We start from the raw sequence: 22,250 nt of genomic DNA, 5'->3' as shown, positions 1-22,250 counted from the left end.
GCGTCTTCCTTACTTCTTCTTGCCTTCTTTGCGGATGATCCGCTCTTCGGCATACTTCACGCCCTTGCCCTTGTAGGGCTCCGGCGGACGGTATTCGCGGATCTGCGCGGCCGCCTGGCCAAGCACCTGCTTGTCGATGCCGGTCAGAACGATTTCAGTCGGCTTCGGGCATGTGATGGCGACGCCTTCCGGCGGCTGATAAACCACATCGTGGCTAAAGCCAAGAGCCAACTGCAGGTTCTTGCCCTGCATGGCCGCACGATAACCGACGCCGTTGATTTCGAGCTTGCGTTCGAAACCGTCCTTCACGCCGGTGAAGATGTTCTCGACCATGGTGCGCGACATGCCCCACTTGGAGCGTGCGTCCTTGGACTGATCGATCGGGGACACCACGACTGCGTTGTCCTCGAGCTTGACGGTCACTTCGTCGTTGGCGACGAAGGAGAGTTCACCCTTGGGACCCTTGGCGACGACCTTCTGGCCGTCAACGGTCGCGGTCACACCCTGGGGAACCGGAATGGGCTTCTTGCCGATACGAGACATTGTTCAAACCTGTCTGTTCGAGTTGGAGGTCCTGCACGATCAGAAGATCGAGCAGAGAACCTCGCCACCAACATTCTGCTCGCGCGCCTGATGATCGGCCAGCACACCCTTCGGAGTCGAAAGGATGGTGATGCCGAGACCATTGGCGACCTGCGGAATGGACTTGACCGAGACATAGACGCGACGGCCGGGCTTCGAGACACGCGCGATTTCGCGAATGACCGGAGCGCCTTCGTGATACTTCAGCTCGATGTTGATTTCCGACTTGCCGTTGTCGAAGGACACTTCCGAGTAACCACGGATGTAGCCTTCGGCCTGCAGCACGTCGAGAACGCGGGCACGAAGCTTCGAGGCCGGCGTCGAGACCGAATCCTTGCGACGGGAGATGCCGTTGCGGATACGGGTGAGCATATCGCCCAGCGGATCAGACATTGCCATTTTCGCGTCTCCTTACCAGCTCGACTTGAGCAGGCCCGGCACCTTGCCGAGCGAGCCGAGTTCGCGCAGTGCAATACGCGACATTTTCAGCTTGCGATAATAGGCGCGCGGACGGCCGGTCACTTCGCAACGGTTGCGAATGCGGGTCTTCGAGCCATTGCGGGGCATTTCGGCCAGCTTCAGCGTGGCGCGGAAACGTTCTTCAATCGGCGTCTCGCGGTCCTTGATGATCGCCTTGAGCGCGGCGCGCTTGCCGGCGTCGCGGGCGGTCATTTCGCGGCGGCGCTTGTTCTTCTCAGTGGCGCTGACTTTCGCCATATCGGTTTTCCTCTCTACGAATGCCGTAACGGTTACTGACGGAACGGGAAGTTGAACGCCTTCAAGAGCGCCCGGGCTTCGTCGTCGGTCTTGGCCGTCGTACAAACGATGATGTCCATACCCCACATCTGATCGACCTTGTCGTAGTTGATCTCGGGGAAGACGATGTGTTCCTTGATGCCCATGGCGAAGTTGCCACGGCCGTCAAAGCTCTTGGGGTTCAGGCCGCGGAAGTCGCGAACGCGCGGCAGCGCGATGTTGACCAGGCGATCCATGAATTCAAACATGCGGGCACCGCGAAGGGTCACCTTCGCACCGATCGGCATGTTCTCACGCAGCTTGAAGCCGGCGATCGAATTGCGCGCATGGGTGATGACCGGGCGCTGACCGGCGATCGCTGCCAGATCTTCGGCGGCAACGGCAGGCTTCTTCGAATCTGCAGTCGATTCGCCGACGCCCATGTTGAGAACGATCTTCTCGAGGCGCGGGATCTGCATTTCGTTGGAGTAGTTGAACTGGTCCTGGAGCGCCTTGCGGATGCTCTCGACATAGACCTTCTTCAACCGCGGTTCATACTTGGTGTCAGCCATTGATGACATCCCCCGAACGCTTTGCGACGCGGACCTTCTTGTCGCCTTCCATCTTGAAACCGACGCGGGTCGGCTTGCCGTCCTTGGGGTCGGCAATGGCAAGGTTCGACAGGTGGATCGACGCTTCCTTGTTGATGATGCCGGCTTCCTGCGTCTGTGTCTGACGCTGGTGACGGCGCACCATGTTGATACCACGGACGACCGCACGGTCTTCCTTCGGCATGACGGCAATGACTTCGCCTGTACGGCCCTTGTCCTTGCCCGTGAGAACGACGACCTTGTCGCCTTTGCGGATCTTTTGCATCGTCCCTATCCTTTAAAGCACTTCGGGAGCCAGCGAGATGATCTTCATGTGGCTCTTGCCACGCAGTTCACGCGGAACCGGGCCGAAGATACGGGTACCGATGGGCTCTTTCTTGTTGTCGATCAGGACGGCTGCATTCCGGTCGAACCGGATCACACTGCCGTCGGCGCGGCGGATATCCTTGGCCGTACGCACGACCACCGCCTTCATCACATCGCCCTTCTTGACGCGGCCGCGCGGAATGGCTTCCTTGACCGAAACGACGATAACGTCGCCGATGGAAGCATATTTCCGCTTCGAGCCGCCCAGAACCTTGATGCACATGACACGACGGGCGCCTGAATTGTCAGCCACGTCGAGGTTTGTTTGCATCTGAATCATACCAGACCGCCTTCTTCTACCGGCCGGGGATCACATTATCCGCCGGCGCGTTGACTGCTTGTTTGTTATGCCTGGGCAGTGGAAACCACGGTCCAGCGCTTGTCCTTGGAGATCGGCGCGCATTCCTCGATCGAGACGAGGTCACCAACCTTGTAAGAGTTGTTTTCGTCGTGCGCCTTGTACTTCTTCGACCGGCGAACGGTCTTCTGGAACAAGGGGTGCGCGAAACGGCGTTCCACGCGGACGACGACGGTCTTGTCGTTCTTGTCGCTAACGACAGTGCCCTGCAGGATACGTTTTGGCATATTATTCTTCCTCAGGCCTTGGCGTCCGCCGCCTTCTGGCGGGAGATCGTCTTGATGCGTGCGATGTCGCGGCGAACTTCCTTCACGCGCGACGTCTTTTCCAGCTGGCCGGTGGCCTTCTGGAAACGCAGGTTGAACTGTTCTTTCTTCAGCTTCGCGAGTTCATCGGAGAGCTGATCGACGGTCATCGTATGTGCGTCTGTGGCTTTCATGATGATTTCCTTACTCGGCAATACGCTGCACGAAGCGGGTCTTGATCGGAAGCTTGGCCGCGCCGAGGCGCAGGGCTTCGCGGGCGATTTCTTCGTTCACGCCATCGATCTCGAACATGATGCGGCCCGGCTTGACGCGAGCTGCCCAGTAATCGACCGAACCCTTACCTTTACCCATGCGGACTTCGGTCGGCTTCGAGGTGACCGGAAGATCCGGGAAGATGCGGATCCATACACGACCGGCACGCTTCATGTGACGGGTGATGGCACGGCGGGCAGCCTCGATCTGGCGTGCGGTGACGCGCTCGGGCTCCTGCGCCTTCAGTCCGTAGGAGCCGAAGTTCAAGTCACTGCCGCCCTTGGCGACACCCTTGATACGACCCTTGAACTGCTTGCGGTACTTCGTACGCTTTGGCTGCAACATTGTTCAATTCTCCGAATTACGTAGCCCGGCCTCAGGCGTTTTCGCGCCGGCGGTTTCCGCCCTGCGCATCGCCCTCGGTGGCGCGGCGCTCGGAAGCCATGGGATCATGCTCGAGGATCTCGCCCTTGAAGATCCAGACCTTCACGCCGCAGATACCGTAAGCGGTGTGTGCTTCGGCTGTGCCGTAGTCGATATCGGCACGAAGCGTATGAAGCGGCACGCGGCCTTCACGGTACCATTCGGTACGGGCGATTTCAGCACCGCCGAGACGACCGCCGCAGGTGATGCGGATGCCTTCCGCGCCGAGGCGCATGGCGGACTGAACGGCGCGCTTCATGGCGCGACGGAATGCGATACGACGCTCGAGCTGCTGGGCGATCGACTGGGCGACGAGCGTCGCGTCGATTTCCGGCTTGCGCACTTCAACGATGTTGAGGTGCGTTTCCGAGCGGGTCATTTCCTGCAGCTTGCGGCGCAGCTTTTCGATGTCCGCGCCCTTCTTGCCGATGATCAGGCCAGGACGGGCGGCGTGAATGGTCACGCGGCACTTCTTGTGCGGACGCTCGATGACGATCTTCGACACGCCGGCCTGCTTGAGTTCCTTGTTGAGGTAGGAACGGATCTTCAGGTCTTCGTGCAGCAGTTCGCCATATTCGGCGTTGTCGGCAAACCAGCGGCTGTCCCAGGTACGGTTGACGCCGAGGCGGAAGCCGATCGGATTGATTTTCTGGCCCATTATGCAGCCTCCCCTTGCTCTTCGACTTCGCGCACGACGATCGTCAGATGCGAGAACGGCTTTTCGATGCGCGATGCGCGACCGCGGCCACGAGCGTGGAAACGCTTCATCACGATCGACTTGCCGACATAGGCCTCGGCGACGATCAGCGAATCAACATCGAGGTCGTGGTTGTTCTCGGCGTTTGCGATCGCAGATTCAAGGGTCTTGCGAACGGTACCGGCGATCCGCTTGCGCGAAAATTCCAGGTCAGCGAGAGCACGGTCAACCTTCTTGCCACGGATGAGAGCGGCGACGAGGTTGAGCTTCTGCGGGCTGACGCGAATGGTGCGTGCAACCGCCTGCGCTTCGTTGTCCTTGAGCCGGCGCGGAGTTTTTGCCTTGCCCATCGTTACTTCCTCTTCGCTTTCTTGTCGGCACCGTGACCGTAATAGGTACGGGTCGGGGAGTATTCACCGAGCTTCTGGCCGACCATGTCCTCGGTCACGGAGACCGGGATATGCTTGTTGCCGTTGTAGACGCCGAAGGTCAGACCGACGAACTGCGGCAGAATGGTGGAGCGGCGGCTCCACGTCTTGATCACTTCATTGCGGCCGCCTTCACGGACCTTCTCTGCCTTCTTGAGAAGATAACCGTCAACAAACGGACCTTTCCAAACCGAACGAGCCATTTAGACGTCCTCTCTTACTTCTTGCGCTGGTGGCGCGACCGCATGATGAAGCGATCCGTCGACTTGTTCGAACGGGTACGCTTACCCTTGGTCGGCTTGCCCCAGGGGGATACCGGGTGACGACCGCCCGAAGTCCGGCCTTCACCACCACCATGCGGGTGGTCGACCGGGTTCATGGCGACACCGCGAACTGCCGGGCGCTTGCCGCGCCAACGGGTCCGGCCTGCCTTGCCGTCGTTGATGTTCAGGTGATCCGGGTTCGACACGGCACCGACGGTTGCAAGGCAGGAGCCCTGAACCAGGCGCTGTTCACCCGAATTGAGACGAAGCGTCGCCATGCCGTTGTCGCGACCGACGAGCTGCGCGTAGGCGCCGGCCGAACGGGCGATCTGGCCGCCCTTCGCAGGCTTCATCTCGATGTTGTGCACGATGGTACCGACCGGCATGAACTGCAGCGGCATCGTGTTGCCCGGCTTCACGTCGACAGCACCTGCAGACGAAATCACCTTGTCGCCGGCTGCGATACGCTGCGGCGCCAGGATGTAGGCCTGCTCACCATCGGTATAGGTGACGAGCGCGATGTAGGCGGTGCGGTTCGGATCGTATTCCAGACGCTCGATCGTGCCTTCGACGTCGAACTTGCGACGCTTGAAGTCGACGATACGGTAGGTCTTCTTGTGACCGCCACCGATGCGGCGGGCCGTGATACGACCGGTGTTGTTACGACCGCCCTTGCGCGACAGACCCTCGGTCAGGCTCTTGACCGGCTTGCCCTTGTAGAGGGCGGAGCGGTCGACGATGACCAGCTGGCGCTGGCTCGGCGTCGTCGGGTTGTATTTCTTGAGTGCCATCTTTCCGTTCCCTTTTCGGGGCTGTTTCGCCCGACCTTACAGGCCGGTGGAGACGTCGATCGACTGGCCGTCGGCCAGCGTCACATACGCCTTCTTGACATCGCTCTGCTTGCCGATGTGACCGCGGAAGCGCTTGACCTTGCCCTTGCGCAGCAGCGTGTTCACGGCAGTGACCTTAACGCCGAAGAGCGCTTCCACTGCAGCCTTGATTTCCGGCTTGGTGGCAGTGCGGGTGACGTTGAAGACGACCTGGTTCTGTTCGGAAGCCAGGGTCGACTTTTCTGTGATCGCCGGCGAGACGATCACGTCATAGTGGCGAAGATCGGTCATTTGAAGCGCTCCTCCAGGGCCGCGATGGCGTCCTTCGACAAGACCAGCTTGCCGCGGCGCAGGATGTCGTAAACGTTGATGCCCTGAACCGGAAGAACGTCCACGTTCGGGATGTTCTTGGCTGCCAGGCGGAAGTTGCTGTCAAGCTCGTTGCCGCCGATGAACAGGGCATTGGTGATGCCGAGCTTGCCGAGCGACGCGATCAGCGCCTTGGTCTTGGCGTCGTTGGCAGACAGGCTGTCGACGACGATCAGGTCGGAACCCTTGGCCTTGACCGAGAGCGCATGACGCAGGCCGAGCGCACGGACCTTCTTGGGAAGATCGTGGGCGTGGCTGCGAACGACCGGGCCGTGAGCCTTGCCGCCGCCGCGGAACTGCGGTGCACGAGCCGAGGAGTGACGGGCGCGGCCCGTACCCTTCTGGCGGTACATCTTCGCACCGGTGCGGGAGACTTCCGCACGGCCGAGCGACTTGTGGGTGCCCTGCTGGCGCTTAGCGAGCTGCCAGCGAACGACGCGCTGCAGCAGATCCTGCCGCGGCTCGAGGCCGAAGAGATCGTCGGAAAGGGAAATCTTCCCGGCGTCCTTGCCTTCCAGAGTGGTGACGGTGAGATCCATTATTCGGCTCCCTCATTCGAAGCTTCTTGAGCAGCACCGTTGCGCAGGCCCGCCGGACGCGGCGCCTCGGACGGGATGTCGGACTTGATGGCGTCGCGAACGACGATCCAGGCACCCTTCGAGCCCGGTACCGCACCCTTGATGAGGATGAGGCCACGGTCGGCATCGGTCGAGACGACTTCGAGGTTCTGGGTGGTCACCTTGGTCTGGCCCATGTGACCAGCCATCTTCTTGCCCTTCCAGACCTTGCCCGGATCCTGGTTGGAACCGGTGGAGCCGTGCGAACGGTGCGAGATCGACACGCCGTGGGTGGCGCGAAGACCACCGAAGCCGTGACGCTTCATGGCACCGGCAAAACCCTTACCCTGGGTGATACCGGAAACGTCGACCAGCTGGCCGGCGACGAAGTGCTCAGCAGTCAGCTCGGCGCCGACGTCGATCATGTTGTCTTCCGACACGCGGAATTCGACCATCTTCGCCTTCGGCTCGACCTTGGCGATCGAGAAATGGCCACGCATGGCCTTGGACGTGTTCTTCACCTTGGCAACGCCAGCGCCGAGCTGAACGGCGGTGTAGCCGTTCTTTTCCTCGGTCCGCTGGGCGACGACCTGGCAGTTGTCCATCTTTAGGACAGTGACCGGGACGTGCTCGCCGGCGTCGTTATAGACCCGGGTCATCCCAATCTTCTGTGCAATCACACCTGAACGCATCGGTTCAATCCTTCATTCGTACACGGAACTTTCTGAGATCCGCATTCGGTTTCAGAGGACCGTCATCTGACGGTCATGAAAGCTCCTTAGAGCTTGATTTCCACATCCACGCCGGCAGCCAGATCGAGCTTCATGAGCGCGTCAACGGTCTGCGGGGTCGGGTCAACGATGTCGAGAAGGCGCTTGTGGGTGCGCATTTCGAACTGCTCGCGCGACTTCTTGTCGATGTGCGGCGAGCGGTTGACCGTGAATTTCTCGATCCGGGTCGGAAGCGGGACCGGACCGCGCACGCCAGCGCCGGTGCGCTTGGCGGTCGACACGATTTCCCGCGTGGAGGCATCGAGAACACGATGATCAAACGCCTTGAGGCGGATGCGGATGTTCTGGCCGTTCATTCGACTAGTCCTTGTTCGCGTTTGGAGAGGCGCGCGATCCCGTAACCGGGGCCGCGCGCCCTGCCCCTATTTCTTACTCGATGATCGAAGCGACGATGCCGGCGCCGACGGTGCGGCCACCTTCACGGATAGCGAAGCGGAGCTTCTCTTCCATGGCGATCGGCACGATGAGCGCGACGTCGACGGTGACGTTGTCGCCCGGCATGACCATCTCGGTGCCTTCCGGAAGCGTCACGATACCGGTCACGTCAGTCGTACGGAAGTAGAACTGCGGACGGTAGTTCGTGAAGAACGGCGTGTGACGGCCGCCTTCTTCCTTCGTCAGGATGTAGGCTTCGGCCTTGAACTTCGTGTGCGGCTTCACCGAACCCGGCTTGCACAGAACCTGGCCGCGCTCAACGCCTTCGCGCTCAACGCCGCGCAGCAGCGCGCCGATATTGTCGCCGGCCTGACCCTGGTCGAGAAGCTTGCGGAACATCTCGACGCCCGTGCAGGTCGTCTTCTTGGTGTCGCGGATACCCACGATTTCGATTTCGTCGCCGACATTGACGATGCCGCGCTCGACGCGACCGGTCACGACCGTGCCGCGACCCGAGATCGAGAACACGTCTTCGATCGGCATCAGGAACGGCTGGTCAACCGGACGCTCAGGCGTCGGGATGTAGGCGTCGACTTCGGCCATCAGCTTGCGGATCGCGTCTTCGCCCTGGGCCTTGTCGCCGTCGTTGAGCGCGACCAGAGCCGAACCCTTGACGATCGGAATGTCGTCGCCCGGGAAGTCGTAGGACGAAAGCAGCTCGCGCACTTCCATCTCGACCAGCTCGAGCAGTTCCTCGTCGTCGACCTGGTCGACCTTGTTGAGGAAGACCACGATGGCCGGAACGCCGACCTGACGAGCGAGCAGGATGTGCTCGCGGGTCTGCGGCATCGGGCCGTCGGCAGCCGAAACCACCAGGATCGCGCCGTCCATCTGGGCAGCACCCGTGATCATGTTCTTGACGTAGTCGGCGTGGCCCGGGCAGTCGACGTGCGCATAGTGACGTGCGTCCGTCTCATACTCGACGTGCGCCGTCGAGATGGTGATGCCGCGTGCCTTCTCTTCGGGAGCGGCGTCGATCTGGTCGTAAGCCTTGAAGTCACCGAAGTACTTCGTGATCGCAGCGGTCAGCGACGTCTTGCCGTGGTCAACGTGACCGATCGTGCCGATGTTTACGTGCGGCTTGTTCCGCTCAAACTTACCCTTTGCCATATCCGGCTCTCCATTCTCGTTACGCCCCTACAGGGGCATGAAGTTCGTTGTTGGCCGCCGGCGCTCACAAGGGGCCGGCGGCGATTGGTTATCAGGCGTACTTGGCCTGGATTTCCTGCGCCACGTTCGACGGAACCGGCGAGTAGTGATCGAAGACCATCGAGTACTGCGCACGGCCCTGGGACATGGAACGCAGCGAGTCGACATACTTGAACATGTTGGCCAGCGGCACATGTGCCTCGACCACCACGGCGATGCCGCGCATTTCCTGGCCCTGGATCTGGCCACGGCGGGAGTTCAGGTCGCCGATCACGTCTCCGACATAATCTTCCGGGGTCACGACTTCCACCTTCATGACCGGCTCCAGCAGCTGCGGGCCCATCATGTTGGCGTTTTCACGGAAGCAGGCACGCGCAGCGATTTCGAATGCCAGAACCGAGGAGTCGACGTCGTGGTACGCACCGTCGATGAGGGTCGCCTTGACGCCCAGCATCGGGAAGTTCGCGATCGGACCCGAACCCATGACGCTTTCCAGACCCTTCTGGACGCCCGGGATGTATTCCTTGGGAACCGAACCGCCAACGATCTTCGATTCGAAGGTCAGGGTTTCGGATTCCGGATCCGGCTCGAACGCGATCTTGACGCGAGCGAACTGGCCCGAACCACCCGACTGCTTCTTGTGGGTGTAGTCCGCTTCGTAGTTCTTGGTGATCGATTCGCGGTAGGCCACCTGCGGTGCGCCGACATTGGCTTCGACCTTGAACTCGCGACGCATGCGGTCGACGATGATGTCGAGGTGCAGTTCGCCCATGCCGGCGATGATGGTCTGACCCGACTCTTCGTCCGACTTGACGCGGAACGAGGGATCCTCGGCTGCCAGGCGGTTGAGCGCGATGCCCATCTTTTCCTGGTCGCCCTTGGTCTTCGGCTCGATGGCGATCTGGATCACCGGATCCGGGAATTCCATGCGCTCGAGGATGACCGGGTGCAGCGGATCGCAAAGGGTGTCACCGGTGGTGGTTTCCTTCAGGCCCGCCAGAGCAACGATGTCGCCTGCATAGGCGGTCTCGATGTCTTCGCGGCTGTTGGAGTGCATCTGCAGCATGCGGCCGATACGCTCGCGCTTTTCCTTGACCGTATTGAGAAGCGACGAACCCTTGTCGAGCTTGCCGGAATAGATACGGGCGAAGGTCAGCGAACCGACGAACGGGTCGTTCATGATCTTGAAGGCGAGCATGGCGACGGGTTCGTCGTCATTTGCCTTGCGCTTGGTCGGCTCTTCGGTCTTGACGTCGATGCCCTTGATGGCGGCGATGTCGAGCGGCGAAGGCAGGAAGTCCACGACGGCGTCGAGAAGCGGCTGCACGCCCTTGTTCTTGAAGGCCGAGCCACAGAACATCGGGTAGAAGGTGCCGGCGATCGTGCCCTTGCGGATCAGCGCGCGAAGCTCGTCATTGCCCGGCATTTCGCCTTCGAGGTAGCGCTCCATGGCGGCTTCCTCGACTTCGACGACGGTCTCGATGAGCAGTTCGCGGTACTCTTCGGCCTTCTCCTTGAGATCTTCCGGGATCTCGACGACGTCCCAGGCAGCGCCCAGGCTTTCGTCGCGCCAGACCAGAGCATTCATCTCGATCAGGTCGACGACGCCCTTGAAGTCGTTCTCAGCGCCGATCGGCAGCTGCATGACGACCGGGGTCGCACCCAGACGGGACTTGACCATGGAAACCGAGCGATAGAAGTCGGCACCGATCTTGTCCATCTTGTTGCAGAAGATCATCCGCGGGACGTTGTACTTGTCAGCCTGGCGCCAGACGGTTTCGGTCTGCGGCTCGACACCGGCATTGGCGTCAAGCAGAGCGATCGCACCGTCGAGCACGCGCAGCGAACGCTCGACTTCGATGGTGAAGTCGACGTGTCCCGGGGTGTCGATGATGTTGAAGCGGCGCTTCTTGCCATCACGGCCCTGCCAGAAGGTGGTCGTGGCAGCCGAAGTGATGGTGATACCGCGCTCCTGCTCCTGCTCCATCCAGTCCATGGTGGCAGCGCCGTCATGGACTTCGCCGATCTTGTGCGAACGGCCGGTGTAGAACAGGACGCGCTCGGTAGTCGTCGTCTTGCCGGCGTCGATGTGCGCCATGATACCGAAATTGCGGTAATCTTCGATTGCGTATTCGCGGGCCATTGAGGTCTGCCTTTCGAAAGCTTTTGAATTACCAGCGGTAATGCGAGAACGCGCGGTTCGCGTCAGCCATCTTGTGCGTGTCTTCACGCTTCTTGACGGCTGCACCGCGGTTGTTCGCAGCGTCCATGAGTTCGCCCGAGAGGCGCTCGATCATGGTCGTTTCGTTGCGCTTGCGCGCAGCAGCGATCAGCCAGCGGATCGCGAGAGCCTGACGGCGCTCGGGACGGACATCGACCGGAACCTGGTAGGTTGCACCACCGACGCGGCGCGAACGGACTTCAAGGTGCGGGGCGACATTGTCGAGAGCCTGGTGGAACATGGCCACGGGCTCCTGCTTTGCACGCTCCTGAACGCGGTCGAGGGCGCCGTAGACGATGCTTTCAGCAACCGACTTCTTGCCGTCCAACATGATGGCGTTCATGAACTTGGTGATGACCAGATCGCCGAACTTCGGGTCCGGGTTGATCTCACGCTTTTCTGCGCTGTGACGTCGTGACATGCGATTTGTCTCTCAGATGATGATCACAAAGCCGGGCCATCGGAACAGCCCGGCACTTTGATTACTTCGGACGCTTGGCGCCGTATTTCGAACGACGCTGCTTGCGGTTCTTGACGCCCTGGGTATCCAGCACGCCGCGGATGATGTGGTAACGCACACCCGGAAGGTCCTTCACACGACCGCCACGGATCATGACGACGGAGTGTTCCTGCAGGTTGTGGCCTTCGCCCGGGATGTAGCCGATCACTTCGTAGCCGTTGGTCAGGCGGATCTTGGCAACCTTCCGGAGAGCCGAGTTCGGCTTTTTCGGGGTCGTGGTGTAGACGCGGGTGCAGACACCACGCTTCTGCGGGTTCTGCTCCAGGGCCGGGACCTTGTTGCGCTTCACCGGCGCCTGGCGCGGCTTGCGGATCAGCTGGTTTACAGTAGGCATGCTGCCATCCCTTCAGAATTCAAATTTCGCCCTCTCGGGCCCGTTTCCCACGGCTCAATGCGCAAAATGAGGGCCAGATCCGTTATCCGGAGGGCCCACAAAAGCAGAGGACACAAGCAAGGCTGGCGTCGTGCGTGCAGCATGTGAATCGCGGTGTAGGAAACCTTGTTTGAGACAAATTCCAGTGCGTGTCGCTCCGGAGAATGCGTCTCACATCGGTTTCGGTGGCCGCTAAGTACTGATTTACCCCTGCCCCGTCAAGCCTGACGGCGAAATAATCGCATTTCCGGGCTTTTGCCGGAAAAGAGGCCCCGCGCAACGTAATATTGTTGCGCGATGACGGGATTACGCAATGTTCCCTTGCGCGGAGGTGCGCTGCAAGAGGAACCGTTGGGGGAATCGCGTCTTAAACCCCTATCCCGCCGAGTGGCGATCCTGTAGGCCGAGTCTCATAAATGAGTTTTGACCCACTGCCAAACGAATCGAGAGAGGTTTCAACATGGCCGACAACGACAATTCCATGGATGGCCCGGAAGACGCCCTTGATGGCGACGACATGATCGAGGCGAGCGTCTTCATCATCATCGGGCAGGTTTCGCGGGAAGAAGGTGGCGAGAAGATCCAAGTCCATGTGATGCTGGCCGCGCCCGACGAAGATTCGGCCGTGCGCGAGACATTGAACGCCCTCGCCCGCGAAGGTTTCGCCGAAGCCGATCTCGACCAGATCGGCCTGCTTGAAGGCATGCCCGACGAGGAACCGCATTCGACGGCCTATGAAGGCGTGCTCGAAGGCGAAGTCGCAGTCATCACCTTCGACTGAGGCAGACGGGGTGCGATCCCCTTCCGTCATCAGCCGCTGAAAAGCCGGCTGATAGAAACCAGGCAATGAAAAAGGCCGCTCCCGGGAGAGCGGCCTTTTTCATGTTCGGATTGCCGAGGCGGCTTATTCGGCCGGAGCCGAACCAGCCATGTCCTCGAGCATCGGGTTCGCGGTTTCCGCGCCCGTCGACTTGCGACGCTCGTCGAGGATCAGATCGTCGCGGGAATTCGCGATGCGACGGATCTGGTTCATCTGGCTGCCCGTACCGACCGGCACGAGGCGACCCACGATGACGTTTTCCTTGAGACCCTGGAGCGTGTCCATCTTTCCGGCGACGGCTGCTTCCGTGAGAACCTTGGTGGTCTCCTGGAACGATGCCGCCGAGAAGAAGGACGGGGTCTGCAGCGACGCCTTGGTGATACCGAGCAGGACCGGAACACCGACGGCAGGATTCTTGCCTTCCTCGATGAGCCGCTCGTTGACGTTCTCGAGCTCGATCGCATCGGCATTGTCGCCCACGATGTAGCCCGAATCGCCCGACTCGGTGATTTCCACCTTCTGCAGCATCTGCCGCACGATCACCTCGATGTGCTTGTCGTTGATAAGCACGCCCTGCAGGCGGTAGACTTCCTGGATCTCGTTGACGAGGTAGGAAGCCAGAGCTTCCACGCCCTTGATCGCCAGGATGTCGTGCGGTGCCGGGTTACCGTCGAGGATGTAGTCACCCTTTTCGATATAGTCGCCGTCCTGAAGGTGGAAGGGCTTGCCCTTCGGGATCAGGTACTCGACCGGTTCCACACCGTCCTCGGCCGGCTCGATGGCGACGCGACGCTTGTTCTTGTAGTCGCGGCCCAGGCGGATCGTGCCATCGATCTCTGCGATGATGGCGTGATCCTTCGGACGGCGAGCCTCGAACAGTTCGGCCACGCGCGGCAGACCACCGGTGATGTCCTTGGTCTTCGCGCTTTCGAGCGGAATACGCGCAAGCACGTCGCCCTCGGAGACCTTGGTACCGGGTTCCACCGACAGGATGGCATCGACGGAGAGCTGGAAGCGGGCTTCCGTGCCACGTGCGGTGCGTGCGATCTCGCCCTTGTCATCCTTGATGATGACGGTCGGCTGCAGATCGGCGCCACGCGGTGTCGAACGCCAGTCGATGACCTGGCGCTTGGTGATGCCGGTGGCCTCGTCGGCGGTCTCCGAGACGGTCACGCCACTGATGACGTGTTCGAACTCGACGGTACCGGCGACGTCCGTCATCATCGGACGGGTATACGGGTCCCACTCGGCCAGACGCTGGCCGCGCTTGACCGCATCGCCGTCGTCGACGAACAGCTTGGAACCGTAAGCGACGCGCTGCGAGGAACGCTCATTGCCCTTCTCGTCCATGATCTGGACAGCCATGTTGCGGCCCATTGCGACGAGGTTGCCATCCGAGTTCCGCAGAAGGTTGCGGTTACGGATCTGCACCGTGCCTTCATAGGACGCTTCCAGGAACGACTGGTCGACCACGGTCGCGGTACCGCCAAGGTGGAAGGTACGCATGGTGAGCTGGGTGCCCGGCTCGCCGATCGACTGTGCGGCGATGACGCCGACGGCTTCGCCCTGGTTGACGGGCGTGCCGCGTGCAAGGTCGCGACCGTAGCAGGCCGCGCAGATGCCGGTCTGGATTTCGCAGGTCAGCGGCGAGCGGATGCGCACCGACTGGATGCTGGCTTCCTCGATCTGCACCACCTGTGCCTCGTCGATCATCGTACCCGCCTTGACGATGTTCTCGCCGGAGATCGGGTGGTTGATGTCGTCGAGCGCGGTACGGCCCAGGATACGCTGGCCGATCGAGGCCACGACCTGACCCGCATCGACGATGGCCGTCATGGTGAGGCCTTCTTCGGTGCCGCAATCGACCGAGTTGACGATGCAATCCTGCGCCACGTCCACCAGACGGCGGGTCAGGTAACCCGAGTTCGCCGTCTTCAGCGCGGTGTCGGCCAGACCCTTACGGGCACCGTGGGTCGAGTTGAAGTACTCGTTCACGGTCAGGCCTTCCTTGAAGTTCGAGATGATCGGTGTCTCGATGATCTCGCCCGAAGGCTTGGCCATCAGGCCGCGCATCCCGCCGAGCTGACGCATCTGGCTGGGCGAACCACGCGCACCGGAGTGGCTCATCATGTAGATCGAGTTCATCTGCTTCTGACGACCGGTCTCGGGGTCGAATTCGACCGCCTTGATTCGAGCCATCATCTCGTCGGCAACCTTCTCGGTCGCCTTGCCCCAGGCGTCGACGACCTTGTTGTACTTCTCGCCCTGAGTGATCAGGCCTTCGTTGTACTGCTGCTCGTATTCCTTCACCATTGCATCGGTGTCGGCGACGATCTTGGCCTTCGCTGCCGGGATGACCATGTCGTCCTTGCCGAAGGAAATACCGGCGCGGCAGGCATGGCCGAATCCGAGCTGCATGATCCGGTCACAGAAGATGACCGTGTCCTTCTGACCGCAGTGACGATAGACGGTGTCGATCATCCGGGAGATGTTCTTCTTGGTCATCTCCTTGTTGCAGGTGTCGAAGGGAACCATGGCGTTCTTCGGCAGAAGTTCGCCGATCAGCATGCGGCCCGGGGTGGTTTCGTGGATCTCGCTGACCTCGTTGCCTTCGGCATCGACGGTCTTGAAGCGGCCCTTCACCTTCGAATGCAGCGTGACGACCTTGTTCTCGAGCGCATGGTGGAGTTCGCCGAGATCGGAGAACACCATCCCCTCGCCCGGTTCCTTCTCGGCCATGATCGAGAGGTAATAGAGACCAAGCACCATGTCCTGCGACGGCACGATGATCGGTGCGCCGTTCGCCGGGTGCAGGATGTTGTTGGTCGACATCATGAGCACGCGTGCTTCGAGCTGGGCTTCAAGCGACAGCGGCACGTGAACGGCCATCTGGTCACCGTCGAAGTCGGCGTTGAAGGCCGTGCAGACGAGCGGGTGCAGCTGGATCGCCTTGCCTTCGACCAGGGTCGGTTCGAAGGCCTGGATGCCCAGGCGGTGAAGCGTCGGCGCACGGTTCAGCAGAACCGGATGCTCGCGGATGACCTCGTCGAGGATATCCCAGACTTCCGGCTTTTCCTTCTCGACCAGCTTCTTGGCCTGCTTGACGGTCGAGGAGTAGCCCTTCGCGTCAAGGCGCGCATAGATGAACGGCTTGAACAGCTCGAGCGCCATCTTCTTGGGCAGGCCGCACTGGTGCAGCTTGAGTTCCGGACCGGTCACGATGACCGAACGGCCCGAATAGTCGACGCGCTTGCCGAGCAGGTTCTGACGGAAGCGGCCCTGCTTGCCCTTGAGCATGTCGGAGAGCGACTTCAGCGGACGCTTGTTGGCACCCGTGATGACGCGGCCGCGACGGCCGTTGTCGAAGAGCGCATCGACGGCTTCCTGCAGCATCCGCTTCTCGTTGCGGATGATGATGCCGGGCGCGCGCAGTTCGATCAGACGCTTCAGACGGTTGTTGCGGTTGATCACGCGGCGGTAGAGGTCGTTGAGGTCGGACGTCGCGAAACGGCCGCCATCGAGCGGGACCAGCGGACGCAGGTCCGGCGGGATCACCGGGATCACCTTCATGATCATCCATTCCGGGCGGTTGCCGGAATCGAGGAAGTTCTCGACGATCTTCAGGCGCTTCATCAGCTTCTTCTGCTTCAGGTCAGAAGTGGTCGAAGCCAGTTCGGTGCGCAGCTCGCCCGCGATCTTCTCGAGTTCCATGCCTGCGAGAAGTTCGAAGATGGCTTCGGCGCCGATCATTGCGGTGAAGGAATCCTCGCCGAACTCGTCGACGGCGATCATGTATTCCTCTTCCGACAGAAGCTGGTTTTCCTTCAGCGACGTCAGGCCCGGCTCGGTGACGATATAGTTCTCGAAATACAGGACGCGCTCGATATCCTTGAGCGTCATGTCGAGAAGCGTGCCGATGCGCGAAGGCAGCGACTTGAGGAACCAGATGTGGGCGACGGGAGCTGCGAGCTCGATGTGGCCCATGCGCTCGCGGCGAACGCGCGACAGCGTGACTTCCACGCCGCACTTCTCGCAGATGACGCCCTTGTACTTCATGCGCTTGTACTTGCCGCACAGGCACTCGTAGTCCTTCATCGGACCGAAGATGCGCGAGCAGAACAGGCCGTCGCGTTCCGGCTTGAACGTACGGTAGTTGATGGTCTCCGGCTTCTTGATCTCGCCGTAGGACCAGGAAAGGATCTTCTCAGGGCTGGCAATCGAAATCCGGATGGAATCGAAGGTCTGTGCCGGCTGCTGATTGTTGAAAAGGTTCATGACCTCATGGTTCATGCCTGTCTCCTTTAGGGCGCTAACCCTGGCTTGGAATGGTGCCGGACAGACCCCGGCGACTGGCCATTCCCGAATATCTAAGGCCGCAATTTGCGGAATTGATGTCCCTTGCCCAAGCAACCGCCGGGAGAGGGACGGACGGGCGGCCATCCATGATGACCGCCCTGCCCTTTGTTATTCCGCCGCGTCCGGAAGCTGGTCGGCTTCCTCGGCACCGTCGTCCTTGAAGGTTTCAAGTTCGACGTTGAGGCCCAGCGACCGCATTTCCTTGACGAGAACGTTGAAGCTTTCCGGAATGCCCGCCTCGAAGGTGTCGTCCCCACGGACGATCGCCTCGTAGACCTTTGTACGGCCGGCCACGTCGTCCGACTTGACCGTGAGCATTTCCTGCAGCGTGTAGGCTGCACCGTAAGCTTCGAGTGCCCAGACCTCCATTTCGCCGAAGCGCTGGCCGCCGAACTGCGCCTTGCCACCGAGCGGCTGCTGGGTGACGAGCGAGTACGGACCGATCGAACGGGCGTGGATCTTGTCGTCGACCAGGTGGTTGAGCTTGAGCATGTAGATGTAGCCCACGGTCACCTGCCGGTCGAACTCCTCGCCGGTACGTCCGTCGTACAGCGTCGACTGACCCGACACCTTCAGACCTGCCCTTTCGAGCATCTCGTTGACGTCGGCTTCCACGGCACCGTCGAAGACCGGCGTTGCGATGGAGACGCCACGGGTTGCCTGCTCGGCCAGACGGACAACCGACTCGTCGTCGTACTTGTCCATCGGGTCGCCCTTCGGACCGGTGCCGTAGACGCCGTCGATGGTCTCGCGCAGCGGCTTGATGTCACCGTTTTCCTGGTAGGCTTCCAGCATCTTGCCGATCTTCTTGCCCATGCCGGCGCAAGCCCAGCCGAGATGGGTTTCGAGGATCTGCCCGACGTTCATGCGCGAGGGCACGCCCAGCGGGTTGAGCACGATGTCGGCATGGGTTCCGTCTTCGAGGAACGGCATGTCTTCGCAAGGCAGGATGCGGGAAACCACACCCTTGTTGCCGTGACGGCCGGCCATCTTGTCGCCCGGCTGGATCTTGCGCTTGACGGCGACGAAGACCTTGACCGTCTTCATCACGCCAGGCGGAAGCTCGTCGCCACGCTGGACCTTCTCGACCTTGTCCATGAAGCGCTGCTCGAGCAGCTTCTTGGAATCGTCGTACTGGGCGCGCAGCGCTTCGATTTCGCCCTGCAGCTTCTCGTCCTCGACGGCGAACGTCCACCACTGCGACCGCGGATAGTCAGCAATCGCTTCCGACGTCAGCTCGGTGCCCTTCTTGAAGCCCTTCGGACCTGCAATCGCGGCATTTCCGGCAAGCATGTCGGACAGACGGCCGTAGGTGTTACGGTCGAGAATGGCCTGCTCGTCGTCACGGTCCTTGGCCAGGCGCTCGATTTCCTCGCGCTCGATGGCCATTGCGCGTTCGTCCTTCTCCACGCCGTGGCGGTTGAAGACGCGAACTTCCACGACGGTACCGTAGGTGCCGGGCGGCATGCGCATGGAGGTGTCACGGACGTCCGAAGCCTTCTCGCCGAAGATGGCGCGCAGAAGCTTCTCTTCCGGCGTCATCGGGCTTTCACCCTTCGGCGTGATCTTGCCGACGAGAATGTCGCCCGGCTGGACCTCGGCGCCGATATAGACGATGCCGGCCTCGTCGAGGTTACGCAGCGCCTCTTCCGACACGTTCGGAATATCGCGGGTGATCTCTTCCGGTCCGAGCTTGGTGTCGCGGGCCATCACCTCGAATTCGTCGATGTGAATCGAGGTGAAGACGTCGTCCGAGACAATCCGTTCGGAGAGCAGGATCGAGTCCTCGTAGTTGTAACCGTTCCACGGCATGAACGCGACGAGCACGTTCCGGCCGAGCGCCAGATCGCCGAGTTCGGTCGACGGACCGTCGGCAAGGATGTCGCCCTTGTTGACCCGGTCACCGACGGTCACCAGCGGACGCTGGTTGACGCAGGTGTTCTGGTTCGAACGCTGGAACTTCTGCAGCCGGTAGATGTCGACGCCCGACTTGGAGGCCGAGAGATCTTCCGTTGCGCGGATAACGATACGGGTCGCATCCACCTGGTCGACCACACCACCACGGCGGGCAGCGATCGCGGCGCCGGAATCGCGCGCCACGACCGGCTCCATGCCGGTGCCCACGAACGGGGCTTCGGCACGCAGGAGCGGCACGGCCTGACGCTGCATGTTCGAGCCCATGAGAGCGCGGTTGGCGTCGTCGTTTTCCAGGAACGGGATGAGTGCCGCAGCAACCGAAACGATCTGCTTGGGCGAAACGTCCATCAGGTCGATCTGGTCGCGAGGCGCCATTTCCACTTCACCGGCATGACGGCAGACCACGAATTCAGCGGTCAGCATGCCGTTTTCGTCGATTTCGGCGTTCGCCTGCGCGGCACGATACTTTGCCTGCTCCATGGCCGAAAGGTAGATCACCTCGTCGGTGACCTTGCCTTCCTTGACGCGGCGGTACGGGCTTTCGATGAAGCCGTACTTGTTGACGCGAGCGAAGGTGGCCAGCGAGTTGATCAGACCGATGTTCGGGCCTTCCGGCGTTTCGATCGGGCAGATACGGCCGTAATGGGTCGGGTGCACGTCGCGGACTTCGAAGCCGGCGCGCTCACGCGTCAGACCGCCCGGTCCAAGTGCCGAAAGACGGCGCTTGTGGGTGATCTCGGAGAGCGGGTTCACCTGGTCCATGAACTGCGAGAGCTGCGAGGAACCGAAGAACTCGCGAACCGCGGCGGCAGCCGGCTTCGCATTGATCAGGTCCTGCGGCATCACGGTGTCGATCTCGATCGAGGACATGCGTTCCTTGATCGCGCGCTCCATGCGCAGAAGGCCGAGGCGGTACTGATTTTCCATCAGCTCGCCGACCGAACGCACGCGGCGGTTGCCGAGGTTGTCGATGTCGTCGATCTCGCCCTTGCCGTCACGCAGCGCGACGAGGGTCTTGACCACTTCCACGATGTCTTCCTTGCGCAGAACGCGCACGGTGTCCTCGACGTCGAGGTCGAGGCGCATGTTCATCTTCACGCGACCGACGGCCGAAAGGTCGTAGCGCTCGGGATCGAAGAACAGCGACTGGAACATGGCTTCCGCCGATTCCATTGTGGGCGGCTCGCCCGGACGCATCACGCGGTAGATGTCGAACAGCGCATCCTGGCGGCCTTCGTTCTTGTCGGCGGCCAGGGTGTTGCGGATATAGGCACCCACGTTGATGTGGTCGATGTCGAGGATCGGCACTTCGTCGTAGCCGGCTTCCAGCAGAACCGGAAGCGTCTTCTCGTCGAGCTCGTCACCGGCTTCGAGATAGATCTCGCCGGTTGCCGGGTTGACGATGTCCTCGGCCAGATAGGCGCCGTACAGATCGTCATCGGTCGCTTTGATGGCCTTGAGGCCCTTCTCGGCCATGACCTTCAGGAGACGCGGTGTGAGCTTCTTGCCCGCTTCCACGACCACTTCGCCGGTGTCGGCGTCGACCAGGTCGGTGACGGCCTTCGAACCCTTGAGTGCTTCCGGGTTGAACGGGATGCGCCAGTTCTCGCCGTCACGGACATAGGTCGAGGACGTGTAGAAGGTCGAGAGGATTTCCTCGGCATCCATGCCGAGTGCCATCAGCAGCGACGTCGACGGGATCTTGCGGCGACGGTCGATACGCGCATGGACGATGTCCTTGGCGTCGAACTCGATGTCGAGCCAGGAACCGCGATACGGGATCACGCGAGCGGCGAACAGCAGCTTGCCCGACGAGTGGCTCTTGCCCTTGTCGTGGTCGAAGAACACGCCCGGCGAACGGTGCATCTGCGAAACGATGACGCGCTCGGTGCCGTTGACGATGAACGTACCGTTGTCGGTCATGAGCGGCATATCGCCCATGTAGACGTTCTGTTCCTTGATGTCCTTGATCGACTTCGCGCCGGTGTCTTCATCGATATCGAACACGATGAGTCGCAGCGTCACCTTGAGCGGGGCAGCATAGGTGAGATCGCGCTGACGGCATTCATCGACGTCGAACTTCGGCGCTTCGAATTCATAAGACACGAAATCGAGCGTTGCGGCGCCCGAGAAGTCACTGATCGGAAAAACCGACTTGAAGACTGCCTGCAGTCCCTCGTCGGCGCGCCCGCCCTCGGGCTCGTCCACCATCAGGAACTGGTCGTAAGACGCCTTCTGAACCTCGATGAGGTTCGGCATCTCCGCCACTTCAGGAATTTTTCCGAAAAACTTGCGTACGCGCCTACGACCATTGAAAGTATGGGTCTGAGCCATCGTCGCTCCTTGTTGTCATGCATCCGGGCCTGCGAGTGACGGCTGCCGCTGGCCAGTCGGCGCCGCCTTTCTAAGGGGTTCCCAAGGAACCCATTACCCAAGGACGGAAATCCGGCCTTGGGTAATGGTTTCGATAGGCCCGGATGGCGGCGAACACCGCCACCCGGGTATGTCGTGACGAACTCTTACTTGAGTTCGACCTTGGCACCGGCTTCTTCGAGCTTCTTCTTGAGCTCTTCAGCTTCGCCCTTCGAGATGGCTTCCTTGATCGGCTTCGGAGCGCCTTCGACGAGGTCCTTGGCTTCCTTGAGGCCCAGACCGGTGATCGAACGGACTTCCTTGATCACGTTGATCTTGTTGGCGCCGGCGTCGGCCAGGATGACGTCGAATTCGGTCTTCTCTTCAGCGGCTTCAGCGGCAGCACCACCGGCAGCGGCGGCAACAGCAACCGGAGCAGCGGCGGAGACGCCCCACTTTTCTTCGAGCATCTTCGAAAGCTCAGCGGCTTCCAGGACGGTGAGGTTGGAAAGGTCTTCCACGATTTTGGCGAGATCAGCCATTGTCTACTTCCTTTGTTTCGGTACGAACCGTTTGTTT

At 61.0% G+C, this 22,250-nt stretch carries 25 protein-coding genes; 1 reads left to right on the top strand and 24 read right to left on the bottom strand.

Going from position 1 to position 22,250, the window contains the following annotated elements; all coding sequences use genetic code 11:
• Positions 1–9: 9 nt before the first annotated feature.
• From rplF to rpsL, 21 genes are all read right to left on the bottom strand, one after another.
• Positions 10–543 carry a 50S ribosomal protein L6 gene (gene rplF, locus E2A64_RS12630; RefSeq protein ID WP_133284828.1) on the bottom strand — a complete coding sequence of 178 codons (534 nt, stop codon included), beginning with the start codon at positions 541–543 and terminating at the stop codon, positions 10–12.
• Between the two features lie 39 nt (positions 544–582).
• Positions 583–981: a 30S ribosomal protein S8 gene (rpsH, locus tag E2A64_RS12625; RefSeq protein WP_133284827.1), complete on the bottom strand. Its 399-nt coding sequence runs from the start codon at positions 979–981 to the stop codon at positions 583–585.
• A 12-nt stretch (positions 982–993) separates the two neighbouring features.
• Positions 994–1,299 (bottom strand): 30S ribosomal protein S14, encoded by a 306-nt coding sequence (gene rpsN / locus E2A64_RS12620; RefSeq protein WP_133284826.1) that lies wholly within the window; start codon positions 1,297–1,299, stop codon positions 994–996.
• A gap of 32 nt (positions 1,300–1,331) precedes the next feature.
• Positions 1,332–1,889: a 50S ribosomal protein L5 gene (rplE, locus tag E2A64_RS12615; RefSeq protein WP_133284825.1), complete on the bottom strand. Its 558-nt coding sequence runs from the start codon at positions 1,887–1,889 to the stop codon at positions 1,332–1,334.
• Positions 1,882–2,193: a 50S ribosomal protein L24 gene (rplX, locus tag E2A64_RS12610; protein WP_133284824.1), complete on the bottom strand. Its 312-nt coding sequence runs from the start codon at positions 2,191–2,193 to the stop codon at positions 1,882–1,884. Before rplX ends, rplE begins: the two co-directional genes overlap by 8 nt.
• Before the next feature lie 12 nt (positions 2,194–2,205).
• Complete coding sequence (rplN, locus tag E2A64_RS12605; RefSeq protein WP_133284823.1) at positions 2,206–2,574, bottom strand: 50S ribosomal protein L14; 369 nt, start codon at positions 2,572–2,574, stop codon at positions 2,206–2,208.
• Positions 2,575–2,639: 65 nt separating this feature from the next.
• Positions 2,640–2,879 (bottom strand): 30S ribosomal protein S17, encoded by a 240-nt coding sequence (gene rpsQ, locus E2A64_RS12600; RefSeq protein ID WP_133284822.1) that lies wholly within the window; start codon positions 2,877–2,879, stop codon positions 2,640–2,642.
• A gap of 11 nt (positions 2,880–2,890) precedes the next feature.
• Positions 2,891–3,091 carry a 50S ribosomal protein L29 gene (rpmC, locus tag E2A64_RS12595; RefSeq protein ID WP_133284821.1) on the bottom strand — a complete coding sequence of 67 codons (201 nt, stop codon included), beginning with the start codon at positions 3,089–3,091 and terminating at the stop codon, positions 2,891–2,893.
• Positions 3,092–3,101: 10 nt separating this feature from the next.
• Entirely contained in the window at positions 3,102–3,515 is a 414-nt protein-coding gene (gene rplP, locus E2A64_RS12590) for a 50S ribosomal protein L16 (RefSeq protein WP_133284820.1), read from the bottom strand.
• 31 nt (positions 3,516–3,546) lie between these two features.
• Complete coding sequence (gene rpsC, locus E2A64_RS12585; protein ID WP_133284819.1) at positions 3,547–4,251, bottom strand: 30S ribosomal protein S3; 705 nt, start codon at positions 4,249–4,251, stop codon at positions 3,547–3,549.
• The gene (gene rplV / locus E2A64_RS12580) at positions 4,251–4,640 is read right to left on the bottom strand and encodes a 50S ribosomal protein L22 (RefSeq protein WP_133284818.1); all 390 of its coding nucleotides are present in this window, start codon (positions 4,638–4,640) and stop codon (positions 4,251–4,253) included. The genes rpsC and rplV overlap by 1 nt, the downstream gene beginning before the upstream one ends.
• Before the next feature lie 2 nt (positions 4,641–4,642).
• Complete coding sequence (gene rpsS, locus E2A64_RS12575) at positions 4,643–4,921, bottom strand: 30S ribosomal protein S19 (RefSeq protein WP_133284817.1); 279 nt, start codon at positions 4,919–4,921, stop codon at positions 4,643–4,645.
• Positions 4,922–4,935: 14 nt separating this feature from the next.
• On the bottom strand, positions 4,936–5,772 hold the full coding sequence (gene rplB, locus E2A64_RS12570; RefSeq protein ID WP_133284816.1) for a 50S ribosomal protein L2: 837 nt from the start codon (positions 5,770–5,772) through the stop codon (positions 4,936–4,938).
• Between the two features lie 36 nt (positions 5,773–5,808).
• On the bottom strand, positions 5,809–6,102 hold the full coding sequence (locus tag E2A64_RS12565) for a 50S ribosomal protein L23 (RefSeq protein ID WP_133284815.1): 294 nt from the start codon (positions 6,100–6,102) through the stop codon (positions 5,809–5,811).
• Positions 6,099–6,719 (bottom strand): 50S ribosomal protein L4, encoded by a 621-nt coding sequence (rplD, locus tag E2A64_RS12560; RefSeq protein WP_133284814.1) that lies wholly within the window; start codon positions 6,717–6,719, stop codon positions 6,099–6,101. Before rplD ends, E2A64_RS12565 begins: the two co-directional genes overlap by 4 nt.
• Positions 6,719–7,429 carry a 50S ribosomal protein L3 gene (rplC, locus tag E2A64_RS12555; RefSeq protein ID WP_133284813.1) on the bottom strand — a complete coding sequence of 237 codons (711 nt, stop codon included), beginning with the start codon at positions 7,427–7,429 and terminating at the stop codon, positions 6,719–6,721. Before rplC ends, rplD begins: the two co-directional genes overlap by 1 nt.
• An 86-nt stretch (positions 7,430–7,515) precedes the next feature.
• Entirely contained in the window at positions 7,516–7,824 is a 309-nt protein-coding gene (rpsJ, locus tag E2A64_RS12550; protein ID WP_026481640.1) for a 30S ribosomal protein S10, read from the bottom strand.
• A 73-nt stretch (positions 7,825–7,897) separates the two neighbouring features.
• On the bottom strand, positions 7,898–9,073 hold the full coding sequence (gene tuf / locus E2A64_RS12545) for an elongation factor Tu (RefSeq protein ID WP_133284799.1): 1,176 nt from the start codon (positions 9,071–9,073) through the stop codon (positions 7,898–7,900).
• Positions 9,074–9,164: 91 nt separating this feature from the next.
• Entirely contained in the window at positions 9,165–11,255 is a 2,091-nt protein-coding gene (gene fusA / locus E2A64_RS12540) for an elongation factor G (RefSeq protein ID WP_133284812.1), read from the bottom strand.
• Positions 11,256–11,283: 28 nt separating this feature from the next.
• Entirely contained in the window at positions 11,284–11,754 is a 471-nt protein-coding gene (gene rpsG / locus E2A64_RS12535) for a 30S ribosomal protein S7 (RefSeq protein ID WP_133284811.1), read from the bottom strand.
• A 61-nt stretch (positions 11,755–11,815) separates the two neighbouring features.
• Positions 11,816–12,187 (bottom strand): 30S ribosomal protein S12, encoded by a 372-nt coding sequence (gene rpsL / locus E2A64_RS12530; RefSeq protein ID WP_133284810.1) that lies wholly within the window; start codon positions 12,185–12,187, stop codon positions 11,816–11,818.
• 499 nt (positions 12,188–12,686) lie between these two features.
• On the opposite strand from rpsL, the gene E2A64_RS12525 reads away from it, so the two are divergent.
• Positions 12,687–13,007, top strand: a complete 321-nt coding sequence (locus tag E2A64_RS12525; RefSeq protein ID WP_174235790.1) for a transcriptional regulator — start codon at positions 12,687–12,689, stop codon at positions 13,005–13,007.
• A 123-nt stretch (positions 13,008–13,130) separates the two neighbouring features.
• On the opposite strand, the gene rpoC is transcribed toward E2A64_RS12525, so the two are convergent.
• The 3 genes from rpoC to rplL form a co-directional block, all read right to left on the bottom strand.
• Positions 13,131–17,336: a DNA-directed RNA polymerase subunit beta' gene (rpoC, locus tag E2A64_RS12520; protein ID WP_133284809.1), complete on the bottom strand. Its 4,206-nt coding sequence runs from the start codon at positions 17,334–17,336 to the stop codon at positions 13,131–13,133.
• Between the two features lie 174 nt (positions 17,337–17,510).
• Positions 17,511–21,653: a DNA-directed RNA polymerase subunit beta gene (gene rpoB / locus E2A64_RS12515; RefSeq protein ID WP_133284808.1), complete on the bottom strand. Its 4,143-nt coding sequence runs from the start codon at positions 21,651–21,653 to the stop codon at positions 17,511–17,513.
• A gap of 185 nt (positions 21,654–21,838) precedes the next feature.
• Entirely contained in the window at positions 21,839–22,213 is a 375-nt protein-coding gene (gene rplL / locus E2A64_RS12510; RefSeq protein ID WP_133284807.1) for a 50S ribosomal protein L7/L12, read from the bottom strand.
• Positions 22,214–22,250 lie beyond the last annotated feature (37 nt).

Origin of the sequence: Pseudohoeflea suaedae (assembly GCF_004354915.1) — a bacterium.
In the GTDB taxonomy this organism is placed as follows: Bacteria; Pseudomonadota; Alphaproteobacteria; order Rhizobiales; family Rhizobiaceae; genus Pseudohoeflea; species Pseudohoeflea suaedae.
This window is presented reverse-complemented; position numbering and strand designations above follow the sequence as displayed.